This is a genomic window from Massilia sp. UYP11 (assembly GCF_050434805.1).
Classification (GTDB): domain Bacteria; phylum Pseudomonadota; class Gammaproteobacteria; order Burkholderiales; family Burkholderiaceae_D; genus Telluria.
Window position 1 is genome coordinate 208,119 of sequence record NZ_JBNDJE010000003.1, and the last position, 19,274, is coordinate 227,392.

The following is a 19,274-nucleotide window of genomic DNA, read 5'->3' on the forward strand; positions in this document are numbered from 1 at the left end:
GCAACTCATACTGCCATCAAACTATTGCATGAAACGAGCTGTCCTCGCATCTCTGCTGACCTGCATCGCCATCGGCGCCGCCCTCGAGGCGACGTCGCCGCCGGCCGCTGCCCAGCCCTCGCCGCAGAATCTGGCGCAACCCGCGCCGCGCGCGACCCAGAACACGGCCGGGGCCGGGGCAGCCGCCGGCGTGCCCCAGATGCCGGTCGACACCGCGCCCGCAGCCACCCCGAACGCGCCGTTGCCCGGCGAGACCGAGGCCCAGGACGCCCTGCCCGAACCTTCGCTGGCGGCCCAGGACCTGTACGACTCGGCGCGCGGCGACCTGCTGCAGATCCGCATGCTGCTCAAGAACGGCCGCACCCAGTCGACGGTCGGCTCGGGCTTCCTGGTGGGCACCAGCAACCTGGCGCTGACCAATTACCACGTGGTGTCGCAGATGGCGCTCGACCCCGCCATCTATACGGCCGAATACATCGATACCGACGGCAATACCGGCCCGGTCGAGCTAATGGCGGTCGACGTGCTGCACGACCTGGCCGTGGTGCGCATCAACCGCAACGGCAGCGGCTTCTTCAAGGTGCCCGAACAGCCGGTGCGGCTGCGCCAGGGCCAGCGCCTGTACTCGCTCGGCAATCCGCTCGACCTGGGCTTTGCGATCTCGGAAGGGGCCTATAACGGCGTGCTCACGCGCAGCTTCTACGACCGCCTGATCTTTTCCGGCCCGATCAACTCGGGCATGAGCGGCGGGCCGAGCGTGACCGCCAGCGGCACGGTAGCCGGCATCAACGTCTCGCGCCGGCGCGACGGCGAATCGGTCAGTTTCCTGGTGCCGGTCAGGCATGCGCAGGAGCTGCTGCGCAAGGTGGCCGAGCAGGCCGCTCCGCCGGCCGACTTCAATCCGCTGATCGGCAAACAGCTGCTGGCGCACCAGGGCAATATGGTCGACAAGCTGCTCGAGGAACCCCTCACGCTCAAGGGCATGGGCCAGTACCTGGTGCCGGTGCGCGAATCGGGCGAGGTGCGCTGCTGGGGACGTTCGAATGCCCGCGGCGCGGTCTACAGCACCGACTCGATGAGCTGCGTGATGCAGTCGGCGGTGTTCGTGTCGGACGTGCAGCAGACCGGCAACGTGGCCATGACCCACCAGTACATCCGCAGCGGCACCATGGATCCGATGCGCTTCGCGGCGCTGGCCAGCGACACCTTCCAGGTCAACAACCTGGGCAGCACGGGCGACCCGCGCCTGACCAAGCCGTTCTGCACCGAGCGCTTCGTGCATACCCGCAGCCTGCCGATGCGCGCCGTGACCTGCGTGCGCGCCTACCGCAAGTTCGAGGGCCTGTACAACTTCACCCTGCTCACCGCCAGCACGGACGCCTCGCAATCGAGCCTGCAAAGCCGCCTGGACGTGTCCGGCGTCTCCTACGAAAACGGCCTGCGCGTCACGCGCGCCTACCTGGGCGCCTTCGGGCGCAGTGGACGGCGATGAGCGAGCACGCCAGCCAGCCATTGGACACGGCGGCGAGCACGCCGGCGAGCGCGCCGGCGGGCTTTGATCCGCTGCGCGGCCCATGGAGCATCGAGACGCTGGCCCGCAACGGCGAGGTGCTGCACCGCCATCGCGTGGCGGCGCTGCCGATCCGCATGGGCCGCGCCTATGACAACGACTTCATCGTCGACGACGATTATGCGGCCGCCCACCACGCCGTGGTCGAGGCCGGGCCGGACGGGCGCCTGCGGCTGCGCGACCTCGGCAGCCGCAACGGCATCGTGCACAAGAGCCGGCGCATCAAGGACGAACTGGCGATCGACGGCGACACCGTGGTGCGCATGGGCCATACGTCGCTGCGCATCCGCGGCGCCGCGCACCGGGTCGCGCCGGAGCTGGTCGACCGCACCATGCACGGCTGGGAAGGCATGCTGCCGGGCGGCGCCGGCATCGTGCTGGCCGTGCTGGCGGCGCTGCTGGTGGCCTGGCTGACCGACGCCAGCAACGACCTGGAGCGCTATGCCCTGTTCCCGGCCGCGGCCGGCGGCGCCGGCCTGGCGTGGGCCGGCCTGTGGGCCTTCGGCAACCGCCTGTTCGGCCGCCGCGCGCGCCTCGGGCGCCACCTGTTCATCTATGGCTGCGCGCTGGCGGCGCTGGTGGGCGTGCGCCTGCTGGCCAGCGTCGTGGCCTATGCCTGGTCGCTCGAATGGCTGACCGCCTATGCCTCGCACGCGGCGGTGGCGACGGCGGCGGTGGCGGTCTACTTCCACCTCGCCACCGTGACGCCGCAGTACCGGCGCCGCCTGCGCCCGGTCTGCGCCGCGCTGGCGGTGCTGGCGTCGAGCCTGATCCTGGCCGGGAACATGCAGCGCCACGGCCGCACCGCCGACGAGCTGTACATGCCGGTGCTGCTGCCGCCCGAGCTGCGCGCCAGCCCGGACGTGCCGGTGGCCGATTACATCGACCAGGTCGGGGCGATGAAGAAGGAGATCGACGCCGAGCGCGGTGGGGGCAACTGAGGGGCAACTGCGCCGCGACTGCGCTGCAACCGGGCGCAACCGGGCGCGCTAGCCGAGCCCGCCCAGCAGGCGGCTCACCGTCTCGGCCGCGATCGGTTTGGTGAAGTGGTGGTCGAAACCGGCCTCGCGCGCGCGCCGCTGGTCTTCTTCCGCGCCCCAGCCGGTCACGGCGACGATGACCGTACGCGCCAGCGCCGGCATGGCGCGCAGCCGCGCCGCGAGCTCGTAGCCGGTCATGCCCGGCATGCCGATGTCGAGGAAAGCGATGTCGGGCGTGAAGTCGGAGACCAGCGCCAGTGCGTCGCGGCCGTTGGTCGCGACGCGGATCTCGTGGGCGTTTATCTGCAGCAGCAGCGACAGGCTTTCGGCGGCATCGGTATTGTCGTCCACCACCAGGATGCGCAAGCTCCGGCGCGGGAGCGCGCGCTGCTCCTGCCGCGGCGCCTGCGCCGCGTCGCCCTGCCCGGCGTCGGGCCGCGCGAGCGGCAGGCGCACGGTGAAGACGCTGCCCTGGCCGGCGCCGGCGCTGTGCACCTCGACGCCGCCGCCGTGCAGCGCCACCAGCTGGCGCACCAGCGACAGGCCGATGCCCAGCCCGCCCTGGGCCAGGCCGCCATGGTTGCCGACCTGGCTGAACATCTCGAAGATCGCTTCCTGGTGTTCCGGCAGGATGCCGACGCCGCTGTCGCTCACCGCAATCACCGCCTCACCCGCCCCCGTGCCCGCGCCCTGGCGCGCTGCCCGGCTCACGTCGAGGCGGATGTCGCCGCCGGGCGGGGTGTACTTGGCGGCATTGGTCAGGAGATTGCTCACCACCTGGGCGACGCGGGTCGGGTCGATGTCCAGCAACAGCGGCTCATGCCAGAGCCTGACGTCGAGCCGGTGGCGCGCGCCCTGGATGACCGCCGTGCTGGTCTCCACCGCGCTCGTCACCACCAGGTTGAGGTCGACCAGCTGCTTGCGGATCTCGATCTTGCCGCTGCTGACGCGGGCGACGTCGAGCAGGTCGTCGACCAGGTGCGACAGCTGGTGGGTCTGGCGTTCGAGCATCTCGCGCACGCGCGCCATGGTGTCCGGGCTGTCGGCGCGCAGGCGCATGATCTCGAGGCCGGTGCGGATGGTCGCCATCGGGTTGCGCAACTCGTGCGCCAGCACCGCCAGGAACTCGCTCTTGCGCCGGCTCGCCTCCGAGGCCTCGCGCGCCAGGCGTCGCATGTCTTCCTCGATGCGCTTGCGTTCGCTCGTATCGCGAAACACCAGCGCCACCTGGCACGCCTCGGGCGCGCCGATACGCGAGGCATTGACCTCGAACCAGCGTTCGAGCTTGGGCGAATATTCCTCGAACATGATCGATTCGCCGGTGCGCGCCACCGCGCCGTAGCGCTCCAGCCAGACCGATTCGAGGCCCGGCGCCAGCTCGTGCACCGAGCGCCCCCTGGCATCGGCAATCCCGCTCTGGATCGTGAACATCGGGTTCACTTCGAGGAACACCAGGTCGCACGGCGCGCCGCCGGCGTCGAACTTCACTTCCAGGATGCAGAAGGCCTCGTCGACCTCTTCGAACAGCTTGCGGTATTTTTCTTCGGACTCGCGCAAGGCCGCCTCGGTGCGCTTGACGCGGTCGATGTCGGTCACCACCGAGACCTGGCCGGTGACCTGTCCGTCGGCATCGCGGATCGGCACCGAACTGACGTGGGTCCAGACCTCGCGCCGGTCCTCGCCCTCGCGGTACAGCGCCTCCATGCCCGGCACGACACGCTCGCCGCGCAGGGCGCGGGCGCCGGGGAAATCGTCGCGCGCCACCGGCACGCCATCGTCACCGAATATCGTCCAGCGCGCGGAGCCCTGTTCATCGCGGGACGGCATGAGGCCCGTCGGCAGGTAGCGCGCCATGGCGTCGTTCGCGAGCACGATCATGCCGTTGATGTCGGTGACGCCAACCCCGACCGGCAGGCTGTCGAACAGGGCCGACAGGCGCGCATCGCTCGCCCGCCGCGCCAGGTCGGCGCGGCGCGCCTCGAGCACGCGGTCGGTGGTCTCGAACGCGGTATGGACGAAGCCCCCGACCGCGCCATGCAGGCCGCGCAAGGGCACATAGGACGCGCTGAACCAGCGCTGGCATGGCTCGTCTCCCGGCGGCAGCGTCACGCACAGGTGCTCGACGTGGCCGGGCCGCCCCGCCATCGCGGCGTCGGCCAGCGGTTTTACCTCGGGCCACATGGCGGGCATGACCTCGTTCAGTGGCCTGCCGAGCGCGCCAGGATGGGCCGGGCCGAGCAGCGTCGCGAAGGCGTCGTTGTACAGCATCAGGTAGCGCCCGCTCCAGCACACCATGGTCGGATGGGGCGCATCGAGCATCAGGTCGAGCGCCACCCGCAATTCCACCGGCCAGCCGTCCGGCGCTCCCATGGGGGAGGACGACCAGTCGTGGGCGGCAAGCAGGCTCCGCATCGGCTGCCGGTGATCGGAATCGTCGCTGTGGTGACCAGGAGTGTTCATGCCGCATTGTCGCACGATGAGCTTGCAGGGACGGCAATGCTCACCAATTGTCACCTCCGCCATGGCGCCATTTTGACAATCGCAGGCCGATGCACGATGATCGGGTCTTTCTCAGATGGAACGACTTCCGTGCCCTTCTCTTCAGCGCGCGCAGACCGCAGCCTCGCCGTCGCCGGCATCGCCTGGATCCTGTTCTGGACCTTGATGGTCTTGGTCGCGCTCGAAGACTACCGGCGCGACGGCGGCGCGGCCCCTTGGCAACCGGTGCTGTGGGAGACCTCGTCCGCGCTGGTGGCCACGCTCCTGTTCCTGTTCCAGCGGCGCTTGAGCAGCGGCGACGATGCGCTGGTCGCCACGCCCCGGCGCTGGTTCGGCCGGCAGCTGCGCTGGCTGCCGCTGTACTGATTGGGCTTCACGCCCATGGTGTTCGCGCTCCGCCACGGCGTCTATGCGCTGGCCGGCGCCCGCTACGAGCACCCACCCTGGACCGACCGACCAAGCCCGCCTGCACCGGGCGCTCGAACGGCTGCGCGCGCGCCTGGCCGCGCCCGTGCAGGGGGCGGCGGCGGCGCCCGGTCCGCCGCGCCAGCTCCTGGTAAGCGAACGCGGCGCGACGCGCGTGGTGCAGGTGGCCGACATCGAGTGGCTCGAGACGGCCGACAACTACGTGGCGCTGCACACGTCCGCCGGCGCCCCGCTGCTGCGCCAGAGCCTGGGCGCCCTGCTCGGCCAGCTGGAAACCGCCTTCGCGCGCTGCCACCGGCGCGCGGCGGTGCGCCTGTCGGCCATCGTGCGCATCGAGCCGCTCGACAAGGGTGATTGCGAACTGGTGCTGCGCAGCGGCGCGCGGGTGCCGTGCAGCCGCCAGTACCGTCCCTCCCTGCTCGCACGCCTGGCGCCGGCTCGCCCCACGTAAGCCCCGGTTCGCCCCCTGGCGCTGGCCGCCTGCCCTGGTGCGCGCGATGCTGGCGTCTCCGTCATCACCAGAGCGCGCCATGCAGCCACACACTTCCACCGGCAATCAACGCCTGTATTTCCTCGACTGGGTCCGCATCCTGGCCTTCTTCGTGCTGATCGCCTATCACGTGGGGATGGTTTACGTGAGCTGGGGCTGGCACGTGAAGAGTCCGCACGCCGGCAGCGGCCCGGAACCGTTCATGCTGCTGTCCTCGCCGTGGCGCCTGAGCCTGCTGTTCTTCGTGGCCGGCGCGGCCTCGCATTTCTTGCTGCGCAAGATGGCGCCTGGCGCCTTCGTGCGCCGCCGCAGCCTGCGCCTGCTGCTGCCGCTGCTGTTCGGCATGCTGGTCGTCGTGCCGCCGCAGCCGTGGCTGGAAGTGGTCGAGAAACTCGGCTATGCCGACGGCTTCATGGCCTTCATGCGGCTGTATGTGTCCGGCTATGGCGGCTTCTGCCAGGACGGCTGCCTGATCCTGCCGACCTGGAACCACCTGTGGTTCGTTGCCTACCTGTGGGTCTACACGCTGGTGCTGGCCGCCTGCGCGGCCTTGCTCGGCCATGCCCGCATCGAGGCGCTGGCCGCGCGCGGCGCCGCCGCCCTGGGCGGCTGGAAGCTGCTGGCGCTGCCGGCGCTGTTCTTGGCCGCGGTGCGCATCCTGCTGGCCGACCGCTTCCCGACCACCCACGCCCTGGTCGACGACTGGTTCAACCACGCCACCTACCTGCCGCTGTTCCTGCTGGGCGCCGTGGTGGCGCGCAGCCGTCCGGTGTGGGACCGCATGGAGAGCGTGCGCTGGATCGCGCTTGGCAGCGCGCTGGCCGGCTGGGCCGCGCTCGTGGCATGGTACGCCGCGCCCCACCATGCGCACAGCGCGCAGATGATGGCGACCTGGGCGCCGATCATGCGCTGCGTGTACGCGCTGTGCGCCTGGAGCGCCATCGTCGCGGCCTGCGGTTTCGCGCGCCGCCACCTGGACCGCGACGGACCGGCGCGCCGCTACCTCACCGATGCGGTGTTCCCGGTCTATATTGCTCACCAGACCTTGATTGTCATGATGGCGCATGCCTTCAAGCCGTTGAACCTGGCGCCCGGCATCGAAGCCCTGCTGCTGATGGTCTTGACCGCGACCGGCAGCTTCGCGCTGTACGAAGCCGTGCGCCGGCTGCGCCCGATGCGCCCGCTGTTCGGCCTGGCGCCGCAGGCGGGCGCGGTGAGCACCGCGGCCACGGCGCCACGCGCGGCGCCGTGGCCGCACTGAACCTGCCGGCCTAGTGCGTCGCGCCAGCTTGACGCACCTGCTGGCTGGCCTGGGCCACCTGCTGGCCCACCTGCTGGGCCACCTGCTCGCCGGCCTGCTGCAGCGACTGGGCCGGCTGCGCCGCGCCATCGCCGCGCGCGTGCATCGCACCATCGGCGCGCGTGAACGGGTCGGCCATGGTGCGCAGCGCCTCCTGCTGGCCACGGATGCCGCGCTCGGCTTCCTCGGCCGAGGTGCGCGCCACTTCGTCGACCACGGCGCGTGCGGTGCGGGTGGTGTTCTGCACGTGCTGCTCGGTCACGCGCGCCAGCTCGACCTGGGCGTCGGTGGCCAGGCGCGAGACGTGCTGCTGGTAGGCGCGCAGCTTCTCGGTCGCCGGCTGGGCCCGCGCCGACGCCGCATCCAGCAGTTCGGATTGGCGGTCGACGCTCAACACGTGCCGGCTGGCCAGCGTGGTTTCCTCGAGCATGCTCTGGGCCAGCTGGATGTTGAGCTCACACATCTGCTGGAAAGAACGGAACAGGGATTTGGACATGTCGTTGACGAAGGCGGTCTGGGCGTCCATATGGGTGCGCACGGCCGGAGTCACGGATTGGGGAAACGGATACATGCAGGCCTCTCTTTGAATAAATGGAATCGAACGTGAAATGAATACGTGGCGTGCCTGGGCACGAACAACGAAGACTAAAGCGCTCCCACACCCGCACGGTTGAGGTGCACCAAACGTGCAGGCTCACGCGCATCCGGGCTGGCCCGATCCTTGCATGTCAGAAAGCACCCTGGATTCCGAGGCTTTATGGGAGGTAGAGAGATGATTGGACCGAACGATGTAGTCGAATTCGCAGGCACGCCCGGGCGCACCGTCCGCGTGCTGTGGATCGACCAGGCGCTGGCCTGGACTTATCAACTGGGCGGCCATGCGGTCATGCCCGAGCCGGTGCGGGTGGCGGCGCTGGAAGAAGCGCTGACGTCCGGCCAGGCGCGGCGCCTGCTGGTCGATCCGTTCGCCGCGCCGCCGCCGCGCGAACCGGTGCCGCAGGGCTACCTGAACCTGCAGGCCAAGGCCTGGTCGGCCGTGCGCGCCCTGCATGCCGACCGCCAGGCGCTGGTCGATCCGCGCCAGCGCACCACGCTGATGGCCGGCTACGCCGCCGCCCACGGCATGTCGAAATCGAGCATCCTGCGCTACCTGCGCCGTTACTGGGAGCGCGGCCAGACGCCCGACGCCCTGCTGCCGGACTACGGCAATTCGGGCGCGCCGGGGCGCACCCGCGCCGTCACCGCCGGCATCAAGCGCGGACGTCCGCGCAAGGGCGCGGGCACTGGCACCAATGCCGACGAGCGGATGCGCGCGATCTTCCACGCCGCCGCCGCGCGCTATGCGGCCAGCCACGACGGCTTTTCGCGCCGCGCCGCCTACCGCCAGATGCTGGAGGACTTCTTCCAGGACGTCGACGCCGGCGCGCTGCCCAGCTTCGGCCAGTTCAATTACTGGCTCGAGCGCGATGCCGCCATGCCGCCGCCGGTCACGCTGGCGCGCCCGGCGCCGCCGCGTGCGCCGCTCAGTGGGCAAGTGGATGGGCAAGTGGATGGCCAAGTGAGTGGGCCAGTGAATAGGCCAGTGCATGCACCTTCGCGGTTCACGCGGCACGCGGCCATGGCCTGACCGGTCGCGGTGCGCTGCCTGCCATCGTGGTGCGCGGCGTGCGCCGCGCCCTATTCCCTGGCCGGCGCCAGCGGCGCGCCGCAGTCCTTGCAGAAGTGGGCGCGCGGGTCATGGTCGCCACTGCCGCAGGCGCCGCATTCGCGCGGCGCGCCGCGCGGGGCGTGGCGCGACATCTTTTGCGACGTCATCTCGGCCGAGACGATTCCCGTGGGCACCGCCAGGATGCCCCAGCCCAGCAGCACCATGAACGAGGCGATCGCCTTGCCCACCGGCGTGTGCGGCACGATGTCGCCGTAGCCGACGGTGGTGATGGTCACCGTGGCCCAGTACATCGACATCGGGATGCTGGTGAAGCCGTTTTCCGGTCCCTCGACCACGTACATCACGGTGCCGAGGATCAGGATCAGCATCAGCACCACCGACAGGAACACCATGATCTTGCGCCGGCTGGAGACCAGGGCTTCGCCCAGGCGGGTGTATTCCTCGATGTACAAGGTCAGCTTGAAGATGCGGAACACGCGCAGCAGGCGCAGGATGCGCACGTCCAGGAACACCTGGCTGCCGGGCAGCAGCAGCGACAGGTAGGTCGGCAGCACCGACACCAGGTCGATGATCCCGTAGAAGCTGCGCGCATAGCGCACCGGGCGCTGCACGCACACCAGGCGCGCGATGTATTCGATCGTAAACAGCAGGGTGAAGCCCCATTCGAGCACCGAGGTGATGCCGGAGTACTGGCTGTAGATGGACGGCACGCTGTCGAGGATCACGACCAGGATGCTGAGCAGGATCAGGATCACCAGCACGATGTCGAAGCGGCGGCCGGCCGGCGTGTCGGTGCCGAAGATGACGTCGAACATGCGCGCGCGCCAGCCGTCCGGCGGGCGGCCCAGCAGCGTGGGCAGGTCGCGCGGCGGCGTCGGCAGGATCCTGCTGTCGGTCGCGCGGATCATCGGCAGCGTGGCTCCGCCGGCGCCCGCGAACGCAGGCCCTTATCTGGCATGCTGCTCCACCCAGGCGCCGAAGGCGGCCATGAATTTCCCGAAGAACGCGCGCGACGATTCGTCGACCAGCCGGTCCTCTTCGTACTTGGCGGCGACGCCGCCGACATAGGCTTCCGGCGCCGGCATGGCCGGCATGTTCAGGAACGGCAGCATCTGGCGCAGGTGGTGGTTGGCGCCGAAGCCGCCCAGCGCGCCCGGCGAGACGCTGACGATGGCGCACGGCTTGTCGGCGAACGCCGCCTTGCCGTAGGGGCGCGAGCCGACGTCGATCGCGTTCTTCAGCGCACCCGGCACCGAGCGGTTGTATTCCGGGGTGCAGAACAGGATACCGTCGGCCTCGCGGATGGCGGCGCGAAAGGCCGCGAACGCGCCTGGGGGCGGATCGGTCTCGTCGTCCTCGTTATACAGCGGCAGGTCGCGCAGTTCGACGATCGCGAGCTCCAGTCCTTCCGGCGCCAGCGCGATCAGGCTATGGGCGACGCGGCGGGTGTACGAGTCCTTGCGCAGGCTGCCGACGAGGACGGCGATCTTTTTCGAGGCCATGGTATTCCTTGGTGGGTGAGGTCGTTTTGCCAACCCCCGATGATAGCGGCTTTCGCCCGCCGGGTGCGTCGGGGAAGGAAAATACCTGTCAATACCCTCGTAAGCGACCCGCGTCAGCGCCGCAACTGCATTGCAACGGCGCGCAAATGCACGGTTGGCAACAGGTTCATATCCAGTTAGAATCGGGCCCAACTTCGCCCGTCTGCGCCGCATCCGATGCCGGACCAGCGCGGCGCGACGTTCCAGGACCACCGCACCACCGACTTTATCAACCCACGCGCCTGACCGCGCAGCAGAACCATGAACCTCGAAGAATACTTCCCCGTCCTCATGTTCATCATCATCGGCATCCTGGTCGGTGTCGCGCCCCAGGTGCTGGGCCGTGTCCTGGGCCCGCATCGCCCCGATGAACAGAAGCTGTCCCCCTACGAGTGCGGTTTCGAGGCCTTCGGCGACGCGCGCATGCAGTTCGACGTGCGGTTCTACCTGGTCGCGATCCTGTTCATCCTGTTCGATCTCGAAGTGGCCTTCCTGGTGCCGTGGGCAGTGGTCGTCACCGACATCGGCTCGACCGGATTCTGGGCCATGATGGTGTTCCTGGGCCTGTTGACGATCGGCCTGGCCTACGAGTGGAAAAAGGGCGCGCTGGACTGGGACTGATTCGCAATGGACGCCATGCTGTTCGTGAACCTGGTGATCGGCATCGGCCTGCTCGATGCCGCCTGGCGCTCGCACAAGAACGCCAAGCCGCGCACGGCGGCGCTGCTGGCGACCATCGCCGGCGCCGGGATCTCCCTGAGCCTGTTCGTGCTGGCCGCCGGGGCCGGCGTCCCTCCTCCCGGCGTCGACTGACTATCCAGGGCCGCGACCAGCGGCCTTTTTTTCGTCCACCCTACAGGCGCAAGCGCCGGTACATCTGCAAGAAGCGCGTTACCTTCGCCTTGCTCATGACGACCACCGGGTCGCCATGCCACGCATACAGAAACGGCGCGCCGCCCTGGCGGTCGGTGATCCGCACCGACAGCAGGAAGCGCGTGCCCACCGGATAGCGCGCCGTATCGAGCAGGCTGCGCGAACACTGCACCCGCATATCGCTCGCAAAGGCTTGTCCCGACACCGGCCGGATGCGCGGCTTGCCGGTGCGCGCATCGAACGCCGATTCGACCGCCACCTCGCGGTAAGCCCAGGCGTCGCGCGCCACCCCTAGGCTCCCGCCAGACCTGGCGCACGCACCACGGCCGCTTCGCGGATCGGCAGGTTCACCAGGGCCGCCGCCAGCGCCAGCACCATGTCGGCATACCACATCCAGCTGTAGTCGCCCGTGTGCACCACGGCCAGGCCGCCCAGCCAGGCGCCGAGGAAGCCGCCGATCTGGTGCGACAGCAGGGTCATGCCGAACAGCGTGGCCAGGTAGCGCACGCCGAACAGCTTGCCGACCAGGCCGGCGGTCGGCGGCACGGTGGCCAGCCAGGTGGCGCCGAGCGCGGCCGCGAACAGGTAGAAAGTCCATTCGGTCTTCGGCGCCAGCAGGTACACGCCGACCAGCACGGCGCGGCTGGCATAGATCCAGAACAGCAGCGACTTCATGCGGTAGCGCGAGGCCAGCATCCCGGCGCCCAGGCTGCCGGCGATGTTGAACAGGCCGATCAGCGCCAGCGCGGTGGCCGAGACGCTGGTCGGCAGGCCGCACAGCGCGACCTCGCCCGGCAGGTGGGTGACCAGGAAGGCGATGTGGAAGCCGCAGGTGAAAAATCCCAGGTGCAGGCAGATATAGCTGCGGTCGCGCATGGCCTGGCCCAGCTGCTGGCCGAGCGAGATCGCGGCTGGAGCGGGCGCGGCGGCGCTTGGGGCGGTGGCAGGAGCGGCAGCCGGAGCGGTGGCAGAAGCGGCGGCAGGCACGGTGGCAGAAGCGGCGGCGGCTTTCCTGCCGCGCAGCGGCCAGGCCAGCGGAATGGTCAGCAAGGTGGCGGCGGCCATGGTGAGCATGGCCCAGATCCAGCCGGCGCCGGCGATGATGGCGCCCATCAGCGGCGCGAACACGAACTGGCCGAACGAGCCGCCGGCGTTAATGAACCCCGAGGCAAAGGCGCGCCGCTCGACGGGCAGGCGCTGGGCGGTGGCGCCGATCAGGATCGAGAAACTGCCGGCGCCGGCGCCGGCCGCCGACAGAAAGCCCATCGTGAGCAGCAGCGCCCACTGCGAATCGACGAAGGGCGTGGCGGCGGTGCCCACCGCCAGCATCAGGCCGCCGAGGGCGATCACCCTGCCCGGCCCGTATTTGTCGGCGACGGCGCCGAAGACCGGCTGGGCCGCGCCCCACATCAGCTGGGCCACCGCCATCACGAAGCTGATGCTGGCCACGCCGAGCCCGGTCGCCGTGTTCAGCGGCGACAGGAACAGGCCGCTGGTCAGCCGCGCGCCCATCGTGATCATCATGACGGCGCTGGCGACCAGGATCAGGGTCCAGGCCGCGCGCGCGGATAGTGTCGGGGTGGCGTCGGTCATCCGGCAATTATAGATTGCCTTTTCGACCTTTGCCGAAGCCCGTCAGGGCACCTCGAAAAACCGTCGCGAGCGGCAGCAGTTTCGGTCGGGCCGCGCAGGTCGGGCCGCGCAGGTTGGGCCGCGCAGGTCGAGAAGCGCAGCTGTACTAGAGTACAGCGAGCATCGCCGACCGAAAATGCAACGCGCAGCAGGTTTTTCGATGTGCCCGTCAGTCCGTTGCGGCGCGGATCAGCAGCGCGGTCGATTGCGCCGCCATGCCTTCCTCGCGGCCCAGGTAGCCGAGCTTCTCGTTGGTCTTGGCCTTGATGTTCACCTGCTGCGGCGACACCCCAAGGTCCTCGGCGATGCGCGAGACCATCAGCGGGATATGCGGCGCCATCTTCGGCTGCTGGGCGATGATGGTGGCGTCGATATTGCCGATGGTGTAGCCCGAGTTCAGCACCCGGTGCGCGACTTCGCGCAGCAGGGTGCGCGAATCGGCGCCGGCGAACATGGGGTCGGTGTCCGGGAAATGCTTGCCGATGTCGCCCAGCGCGGCCGCGCCGAGCAGCGAATCGATGATCGCATGCAGCAGCACGTCGGCGTCGGAATGGCCCTGGAGACCCAGGCGGTGCGGAATGGTGACGCCGCCGACGATCAGCTTGCGACCTTCGACCAGCGCGTGGTTGTCGTAGCCGGTGCCGATGCGAAACGGAGGATGGGGATTATAGGATGCGAGTGCCATGATGTGGAATTCGTGTCGTTCAAATGGTGGAATCGAGCGCCAGGTACATCTCGGCGATGCGGATGTCGGATGGCAGCGTGACTTTCAGGTTGCGCGGATGGCCTTCGACCAGTCTCGGGGCCAGGCCCAGCGCCTCGACCGCGCTGGCGTCGTCGGTGATCGCGGCCGGATCGAGTGCCGCATCGAGTGCGCGGCATAGCAGCGCGTAGGAAAACATCTGCGGGGTCTGGGCCAGCCACAGCCCGTCGCGCGCAACGGTGGCGACGCTGCCCCCGCTCGCCGCGTCCCCGCGCTTGACGGTATCGACCACCGGTAGCGCCAGCAGGCCGCCGGCCGCGTGGTCGCCGGTTTCGACGATCAGGCGCTCGATCAGCGCGGCGTTCAGTCCGGGCCGCGCGGCGTCGTGGACCAGCACGCGGTCTTGCGCGCCGAGCGCGCCGGACAGCGCATAGAGGCCGTTGCGGATCGATTCCATGCGCGTGGCGCCGCCGCAGCGCAGCACGGTGACGCGGCCCGCCGGCTCCCCCGCGTCGGGCAGCACGCCGTCGATGAAGGGGTCGTCGGCGCTGACCACTACGTAGGTGTGGGCGATCAGCGGGCTGGATAGAAACGCGTCGACCGTGTGGCGCAGCATGGGCTTGGCGCCGATGGCCAGGTATTGCTTGGGGCTGCCGGCCGCCATGCGGGCGCCGACGCCGGCCGCCGGAATGAGGGCGACATGCTGCGGCGCTGCCGTATTCGTCTCGTTTGCTTGTTCGGTGGTCATGAACTGCTTCGTGGTGCCTGTCTAAGCAAAGACTGTACCTCACCTGCGCAAACCTTGCCCAGGCGGGCGTATTCCTGCGGCGTATCAATGGCTGCCTGCAAGACTTCGACCTTTTCCATCTCACGTTTAATGTAGGGCATCCAGCTGCGGTCCACTTCGCGCTGGAGCAGGGATCTTGCCTGGCCGATGGGCGCATACAACGGCGTGCCGGCGAAGCGCGCCGCCAGGCGCGCGCGCACGATGGCTTCGGCCTGCGGCAGGAACGCCTGGTAGGTCTGCAGGTGGCGCATCTCATGGGCCAGCACTTCCCGGTAAGAACACGATCCCGGCGGGAATTCGCGGCTGACATAGATCACGATCGGCGCGTAATACAGGTTGACGTCAATGCGCGGCGCCACGCATTCATAGCCGCTGGCCCGGTCCGTCAGCATGCGCCCGCCGACCTTGATGCTGACCCGCGCCTCGGTATGCGTCAGTCCCAGCACCCAGGAACCGCGGCGCACGCTGCCCTTCAGGCGCGTCAGGTCGAAGTACGAGCGCGTGTTGTCGATGCGGTAGCCGTCGCTGCGGCTGGACAGCACCGAAATCGTCTCGCCGATGGTGTCCTCGCACGACGCCTGGAACGGGGTGCGGGCCTGGGCCGCGGCCGGGGCGGCCACGACGATTGCAAGGGCCGCCGCCAGCGCGGTCGCCGGCGCAACCAGGCTCCGACGCGGCCGCATGATGGTCAGGCAGGCGTCCAGTCGCCGGCCAGGATCTTCTCGAGCCAGAAGGCGCCGATGATGGTCTTGACGTCGGTGATCTCGCCCTTGCGCACCATGTCGAGCAGCTCGGGCACGGTGACGCTGAAGAGTTCCAGGAACTCGCCGGCGTCGAGCTGCTGCTCGCCGGCGCTCAGGCCTTCGGCCAGGAAGATCTCGAGGTGCTCGTCGGAATAGGCGATCGCGTTATGGATGGTGCAGACGAAGCGCCAGCGCTCGGCCGTGTATCCGGTCTCTTCCCTGAGTTCGCGCCTGGCGCATTCCAGGTGGTCTTCGCCCGGGTCGATCTTCCCGGCAGGGAACTCGATGAACACTTGCGCGTTCGGATAGCGGAACTGGCGCTCGAGCAGCACGCGGCCGTCGGGCAGCAGCGGCAGGATCACGACCGCGCCCGGATGGCGGAAGAATTCGCGCTGGCTTTCCGTACCATCTGGCAGGCGGATGCGGTCTTTCTCGACCTTCAGGAAATGGCCATCGTAGACGACGCCGCCGTCGATGCGGGTTTCTTTGAGTTCCGACACTGTGGGCTCCATTCTCGTTACGCAGGTAGAAATATCATAAGCCAAACGCGTCGGCGGCGGAGCCGGCGCATGGCATTTTCGTTGGCTCCAAAAACGTCGTTCCCGCGGAGGCGGGAACCCAAGTTCGCATGCGTCATCGATACGCTGAGAAACTTTGGTTCCCGCCTGCGCGGGAACGACGTGCTTGCTCTAACTTTATTGGCTTAACGCCGCTTGCGCAGGTACCGCATCACGAAGCCCGGAAACGCCAGCACCAGGAACATGCAGCCGGTGACCGCGTAGAACTCCCAGGTCTGCGCGAAGACCGAACCGATGCGCGATTCGAGCAGCCGCGCGACCAGCCCGACCACGAAGTACAGCACCACCAGTTCGAGCAGGCGCAGCGCGAGGGCCTTGTTGCGCGGCTCCCCCACCACCGCCTTGCCGGGGACCGGCACCAGAGCGAACAGGCGCTCGTTGACGAACGGCAGATTGGCCCCCGCCAGCGCGAGGGCAATCACCAGCGATGCGGCCAGCGAGCTGTCCATGGCTTAATTGGCCAGGGTCGCCTGCATGGCGCTGTAGCAGACCGCCAGCAGGCCGCTCGGGAGCATGCCCAGCACGAAGATGGCGACGCCGTTGAGCGACATGATGACGCGCATGTCCGTCGGGGTCGCGATGACGTTCGTGTCCTCCGCCTCGTCGAACCAGATGGTCTTGACGATGCGCAGGTAGTAGAACGCGCCGATCAGCGAGAACATCACGGCCACGACGGCCAGCCACACCATGCCGGCCTGGGCGACGGCCTGGATCACGGCATACTTGGCAATGAAGCCCACCATCGGCGGCACGCCGGCCAGCGAGAACATCAGGATCGTGGCGACGACCGCGAACCATGGGCTGCGCTTGCCGAGTCCCTTGAAGTCGCTGATCAGTTCGGCCTCATGGCCGACGCGCGCCAGCATCATGATCAGGCCGAACGTGCCCACCGTGGTCAGCACGTAGATGATGGTGTAGTACATCGCGGCGCTGTAGGCGGAGGCGGCATTGGTGGTGTCGCCGTCGACGTTGCCGACCACCAGGGCCAGCACCACGAAGCCCATCTGCGCGATTGTGGAATACGCCAGCATGCGTTTGATATTGGTCTGCGCGATCGCGGTGACGTTGCCGAAGGCCAGCGACAGCACGGCGACCACCAGCAGCATCTGCTGCCAGTCGAAGGCCATCGACGGCAGCGCCTCGGCCAGCAGGCGGATCACGATGGCGAAGGTGGCGATCTTCGGCGCGCCGCCCAGCAACAGGGTCACGGCGGTCGGCGCGCCCTGCACCACGTCCGGCACCCACATGTGGAACGGCACCACGCCCAGCTTGAACGCGAGGCCCGCCACCACGAACACCAGGCCGAACACCAGGATGGTGCGGTTCGCACCCTCGGCGGCGGTCACCTGGGCGATGGTGGTGATGTCGAGCGAACCGGTCGCGCCATAGATCATCGAGATGCCGTACAGCAGGAAGCCCGACGCCAGGGCGCCCAGGATGAAGTACTTCATCGCTGCCTCGGTCGAGATCGCGTGGTCGCGGCGCAGCGCAACGAGGGCGTACAGCGACAGCGACATCAGCTCGAGACCCAGGTAGATCGACAGCATGCTGTTACCCGAGATCATGATCATCTGGCCCATCATCGAGAACAGCGCGAGCGTGTAGAACTCGCCGCCCAGGTTGCCCGACATCATGCCGCGGTCGCCCGCGTACTGGCGCGAGTAGACGATGGTCATGGCCGTGGCCAGGTAGGTGAACAGCTTGAGCAGGTTCGACATCGGATCCGACACGTACATGCCGCTGAACGTGTACACGGTCGTGCCGGTGTTGAAGTCGATGAAGGAAAAGATCGCGCAGCCGCCGATCGCCAGCAGCGACAGGCCATAGGTCAGGTTGCGCTTGCCTTCCTTCAGGAACAGATCGATCAGCAGGATCGCCGAGGTCGCGATCAAGAGGAAGATTTCGGCATACACCGGCGCCAGATTGGTGTCGGCGGCCGATAACAGGGTCGAGTTCATTTCATTCATGGCGTTTTATTGAGGCACTTTGCTGACTGCGACGTGCTGAAGCAGGTCGGTGACCGACACTTGCAGGGTCTCGGCGATCGGCGCCGGGTACAGGCCCATCGCCAGGGTGGCGATCGCCAGCACCGACAGGATGGCGAACTCGCGGCCGTTCAGGTCGGTCAGCGCGGCAACGTTCTTGTTGGCCACTGGCCCGAACACGACGCGCTTGACCATCCACAGCGAGTAGGCCGCGCCCAGGATCAGGGCGGTACCCGATGCGACACCGGTCCAGAAGTTGAATTCGACCGCGCCCAGGATCACCATGAACTCGCCGATGAAGCCCGAGGTCGCCGGCAGGCCGGCATTGGCCATCGAGAACAGCACGACGAAGGCGGCGAACTTCGGCATGGTGTTGACCACGCCGCCGTAGTCGGCGATTTCACGCGAGTGCATGCGGTCGTACAGCACGCCGATGCACAGGAACATCGCGCCCGACACGAAGCCGTGCGAGATCGCCTGCATCAGGCCGCCCTGCACGCCCAGGTCGTTGAACATGAAGAAGCCCAGGGTCACGAAGCCCATGTGCGCGATCGACGAATAGGCGACCAGTTTCTTCATGTCCTTCTGGACCAGGGCCACCAGGCCGATGTAGATCACGGCGACCAGCGACAGTCCGATCACGACCGGGGCCAGGTACTGGCTCGCGTCCGGGGTGATCGGCAGCGAGAAGCGCAGGAAACCGTAGGCGCCCAGCTTGAGCATGATCGCGGCCAGCACGACCGAGCCGCCGGTCGGCGCTTCGACGTGGGCGTCCGGCAGCCAGGTGTGCACCGGCCACATCGGCACTTTCACGGCGAAGGCCATGAAGAAGGCGATGAAGATCAGGATCTGTTCCTTCATCGTCAGCGGCAGGTCGTGCCAGACCAGGATGTCGAACGAACCCGACTTGTTGTACAGGTAGACGATCGCGACCAGGGTCAGCAGCGAACCCAAGAAGGTGTACAGGAAGAATTTAAAGGCCGCGTACACCCGGTTCGGGCCGCCGAACACGCCGATGATGATGAACATCGGGATCAGGGTGGCTTCGAAGAAGAAGTAGAACAGCAGGCCGTCCAGCGCGACGAACACGCCGATCATCAGGCCCGACAGGATCAGGAACGAGCCCATGTACTGGGCGACGCGCTCCTCGATCACCTGCCACGCCGCCAGCACCACGATGATGGTGATGAAGGCGGTCAGCGGCACGAACCACAGCGACAGGCCGTCCACGCCGAGGCGGTAGAAGATGCTGAAGCGCTCGATCCAGGCCGCCTGTTCATAGAACTGCATGCCGACCGTGGTGTTGTCGAAGTTGGCGATCAGCGGGATCGTCGGCAGCAGGCTGACGACGGCGCCGGCCAGCGACAGCAAGCGCACCATGCCGGCGTTCTTGTCGCGGCCCACGGCCAGCACCAGCACGCCGAACAGGATCGGGAGCCAGATCGCCAGGCTCAGATACGGTGGAAACGTAGAAATTGTTGACTGCATCATTTTTCTT

21 protein-coding genes are annotated in these 19,274 nt (G+C 68.0%); 8 read left to right on the top strand and 13 right to left on the bottom strand.

From position 1 onward, the window contains the following. Positions 1-28 precede the first annotated feature (28 nt). Positions 29-1,492, top strand: coding sequence for a trypsin-like peptidase domain-containing protein (locus tag ABIB38_RS07545; RefSeq protein ID WP_429203128.1), 1,464 nt, complete (start codon positions 29-31; stop codon positions 1,490-1,492). After that, on the top strand, positions 1,489-2,511 hold the full coding sequence (locus tag ABIB38_RS07550) for an FHA domain-containing protein (RefSeq protein ID WP_429203129.1): 1,023 nt from the start codon (positions 1,489-1,491) through the stop codon (positions 2,509-2,511). The genes ABIB38_RS07545 and ABIB38_RS07550 overlap by 4 nt, the downstream gene beginning before the upstream one ends. Before the next feature lie 48 nt (positions 2,512-2,559). On the opposite strand, the gene ABIB38_RS07555 is transcribed toward ABIB38_RS07550, so the two are convergent. Next, on the bottom strand, positions 2,560-5,010 hold the full coding sequence (locus ABIB38_RS07555; RefSeq protein ID WP_429203131.1) for an ATP-binding protein: 2,451 nt from the start codon (positions 5,008-5,010) through the stop codon (positions 2,560-2,562). Positions 5,011-5,139: 129 nt separating this feature from the next. On the opposite strand from ABIB38_RS07555, the gene ABIB38_RS07560 reads away from it, so the two are divergent. The 3 genes from ABIB38_RS07560 to ABIB38_RS07570 all read left to right on the top strand — a co-directional run bounded on the left by ABIB38_RS07560 (position 5,140) and on the right by ABIB38_RS07570 (position 7,226). Then, positions 5,140-5,415 carry a hypothetical protein gene (locus tag ABIB38_RS07560; protein WP_429203133.1) on the top strand — a complete coding sequence of 92 codons (276 nt, stop codon included), beginning with the start codon at positions 5,140-5,142 and terminating at the stop codon, positions 5,413-5,415. A 43-nt stretch (positions 5,416-5,458) separates the two neighbouring features. Continuing rightward, positions 5,459-5,926 carry a LytR/AlgR family response regulator transcription factor gene (locus tag ABIB38_RS07565; RefSeq protein ID WP_429203135.1) on the top strand — a complete coding sequence of 156 codons (468 nt, stop codon included), beginning with the start codon at positions 5,459-5,461 and terminating at the stop codon, positions 5,924-5,926. Between the two features lie 79 nt (positions 5,927-6,005). Further along, on the top strand, positions 6,006-7,226 hold the full coding sequence (locus ABIB38_RS07570; protein WP_429203137.1) for an acyltransferase family protein: 1,221 nt from the start codon (positions 6,006-6,008) through the stop codon (positions 7,224-7,226). Between the two features lie 10 nt (positions 7,227-7,236). Here ABIB38_RS07570 and ABIB38_RS07575 read toward each other — a convergent pair whose 3' ends face one another. Then, positions 7,237-7,836, bottom strand: a complete 600-nt coding sequence (locus ABIB38_RS07575) for a phasin family protein (RefSeq protein ID WP_429203138.1) — start codon at positions 7,834-7,836, stop codon at positions 7,237-7,239. Between the two features lie 201 nt (positions 7,837-8,037). Between ABIB38_RS07575 and ABIB38_RS07580 the strand changes: the two genes are divergently transcribed. Continuing rightward, positions 8,038-8,892 (top strand): hypothetical protein, encoded by an 855-nt coding sequence (locus ABIB38_RS07580; RefSeq protein ID WP_429203140.1) that lies wholly within the window; start codon positions 8,038-8,040, stop codon positions 8,890-8,892. Between the two features lie 50 nt (positions 8,893-8,942). Here the strand turns inward: ABIB38_RS07580 and ABIB38_RS07585 are convergent, their stop codons facing one another. Next, positions 8,943-9,842 carry an ion transporter gene (locus ABIB38_RS07585; RefSeq protein WP_429203142.1) on the bottom strand — a complete coding sequence of 300 codons (900 nt, stop codon included), beginning with the start codon at positions 9,840-9,842 and terminating at the stop codon, positions 8,943-8,945. Between the two features lie 39 nt (positions 9,843-9,881). Beyond that, on the bottom strand, positions 9,882-10,436 hold the full coding sequence (locus ABIB38_RS07590) for an NADPH-dependent FMN reductase (RefSeq protein ID WP_429203144.1): 555 nt from the start codon (positions 10,434-10,436) through the stop codon (positions 9,882-9,884). A 300-nt stretch (positions 10,437-10,736) separates the two neighbouring features. On the opposite strand from ABIB38_RS07590, the gene ABIB38_RS07595 reads away from it, so the two are divergent. Continuing rightward, complete coding sequence (locus ABIB38_RS07595; protein ID WP_208277760.1) at positions 10,737-11,096, top strand: NADH-quinone oxidoreductase subunit A; 360 nt, start codon at positions 10,737-10,739, stop codon at positions 11,094-11,096. Between the two features lie 6 nt (positions 11,097-11,102). After that, the gene (locus tag ABIB38_RS07600) at positions 11,103-11,288 is read left to right on the top strand and encodes a hypothetical protein (RefSeq protein WP_429203146.1); all 186 of its coding nucleotides are present in this window, start codon (positions 11,103-11,105) and stop codon (positions 11,286-11,288) included. Positions 11,289-11,328: 40 nt separating this feature from the next. On the opposite strand, the gene ABIB38_RS07605 is transcribed toward ABIB38_RS07600, so the two are convergent. From ABIB38_RS07605 to ABIB38_RS07645, 9 genes are all read right to left on the bottom strand, one after another. Then, complete coding sequence (locus ABIB38_RS07605) at positions 11,329-11,637, bottom strand: hypothetical protein (protein ID WP_429203148.1); 309 nt, start codon at positions 11,635-11,637, stop codon at positions 11,329-11,331. A gap of 2 nt (positions 11,638-11,639) precedes the next feature. Further along, on the bottom strand, positions 11,640-12,941 hold the full coding sequence (locus ABIB38_RS07610) for an MFS transporter (RefSeq protein WP_429203150.1): 1,302 nt from the start codon (positions 12,939-12,941) through the stop codon (positions 11,640-11,642). 208 nt (positions 12,942-13,149) lie between these two features. Continuing rightward, entirely contained in the window at positions 13,150-13,665 is a 516-nt protein-coding gene (ispF, locus tag ABIB38_RS07615; RefSeq protein WP_429203152.1) for a 2-C-methyl-D-erythritol 2,4-cyclodiphosphate synthase, read from the bottom strand. Positions 13,666-13,684: 19 nt separating this feature from the next. Continuing rightward, positions 13,685-14,431, bottom strand: a complete 747-nt coding sequence (gene ispD / locus ABIB38_RS07620; RefSeq protein WP_429203154.1) for a 2-C-methyl-D-erythritol 4-phosphate cytidylyltransferase — start codon at positions 14,429-14,431, stop codon at positions 13,685-13,687. After that, positions 14,428-15,153: a hypothetical protein gene (locus ABIB38_RS07625; RefSeq protein WP_429203156.1), complete on the bottom strand. Its 726-nt coding sequence runs from the start codon at positions 15,151-15,153 to the stop codon at positions 14,428-14,430. The genes ispD and ABIB38_RS07625 overlap by 4 nt, the downstream gene beginning before the upstream one ends. A gap of 5 nt (positions 15,154-15,158) precedes the next feature. Next, a complete protein-coding gene (locus ABIB38_RS07630; protein ID WP_429203158.1) occupies positions 15,159-15,725 on the bottom strand; it encodes an NUDIX domain-containing protein in 567 nt (188 codons plus the stop codon). A 191-nt stretch (positions 15,726-15,916) separates the two neighbouring features. After that, on the bottom strand, positions 15,917-16,240 hold the full coding sequence (locus ABIB38_RS07635) for a DUF2818 family protein (RefSeq protein WP_429203159.1): 324 nt from the start codon (positions 16,238-16,240) through the stop codon (positions 15,917-15,919). Positions 16,241-16,243: 3 nt separating this feature from the next. Beyond that, complete coding sequence (gene nuoN, locus ABIB38_RS07640; protein ID WP_429203161.1) at positions 16,244-17,758, bottom strand: NADH-quinone oxidoreductase subunit NuoN; 1,515 nt, start codon at positions 17,756-17,758, stop codon at positions 16,244-16,246. Positions 17,759-17,764: 6 nt separating this feature from the next. Continuing rightward, positions 17,765-19,267 (bottom strand): NADH-quinone oxidoreductase subunit M, encoded by a 1,503-nt coding sequence (locus ABIB38_RS07645; protein ID WP_429203163.1) that lies wholly within the window; start codon positions 19,265-19,267, stop codon positions 17,765-17,767. Positions 19,268-19,274 lie beyond the last annotated feature (7 nt).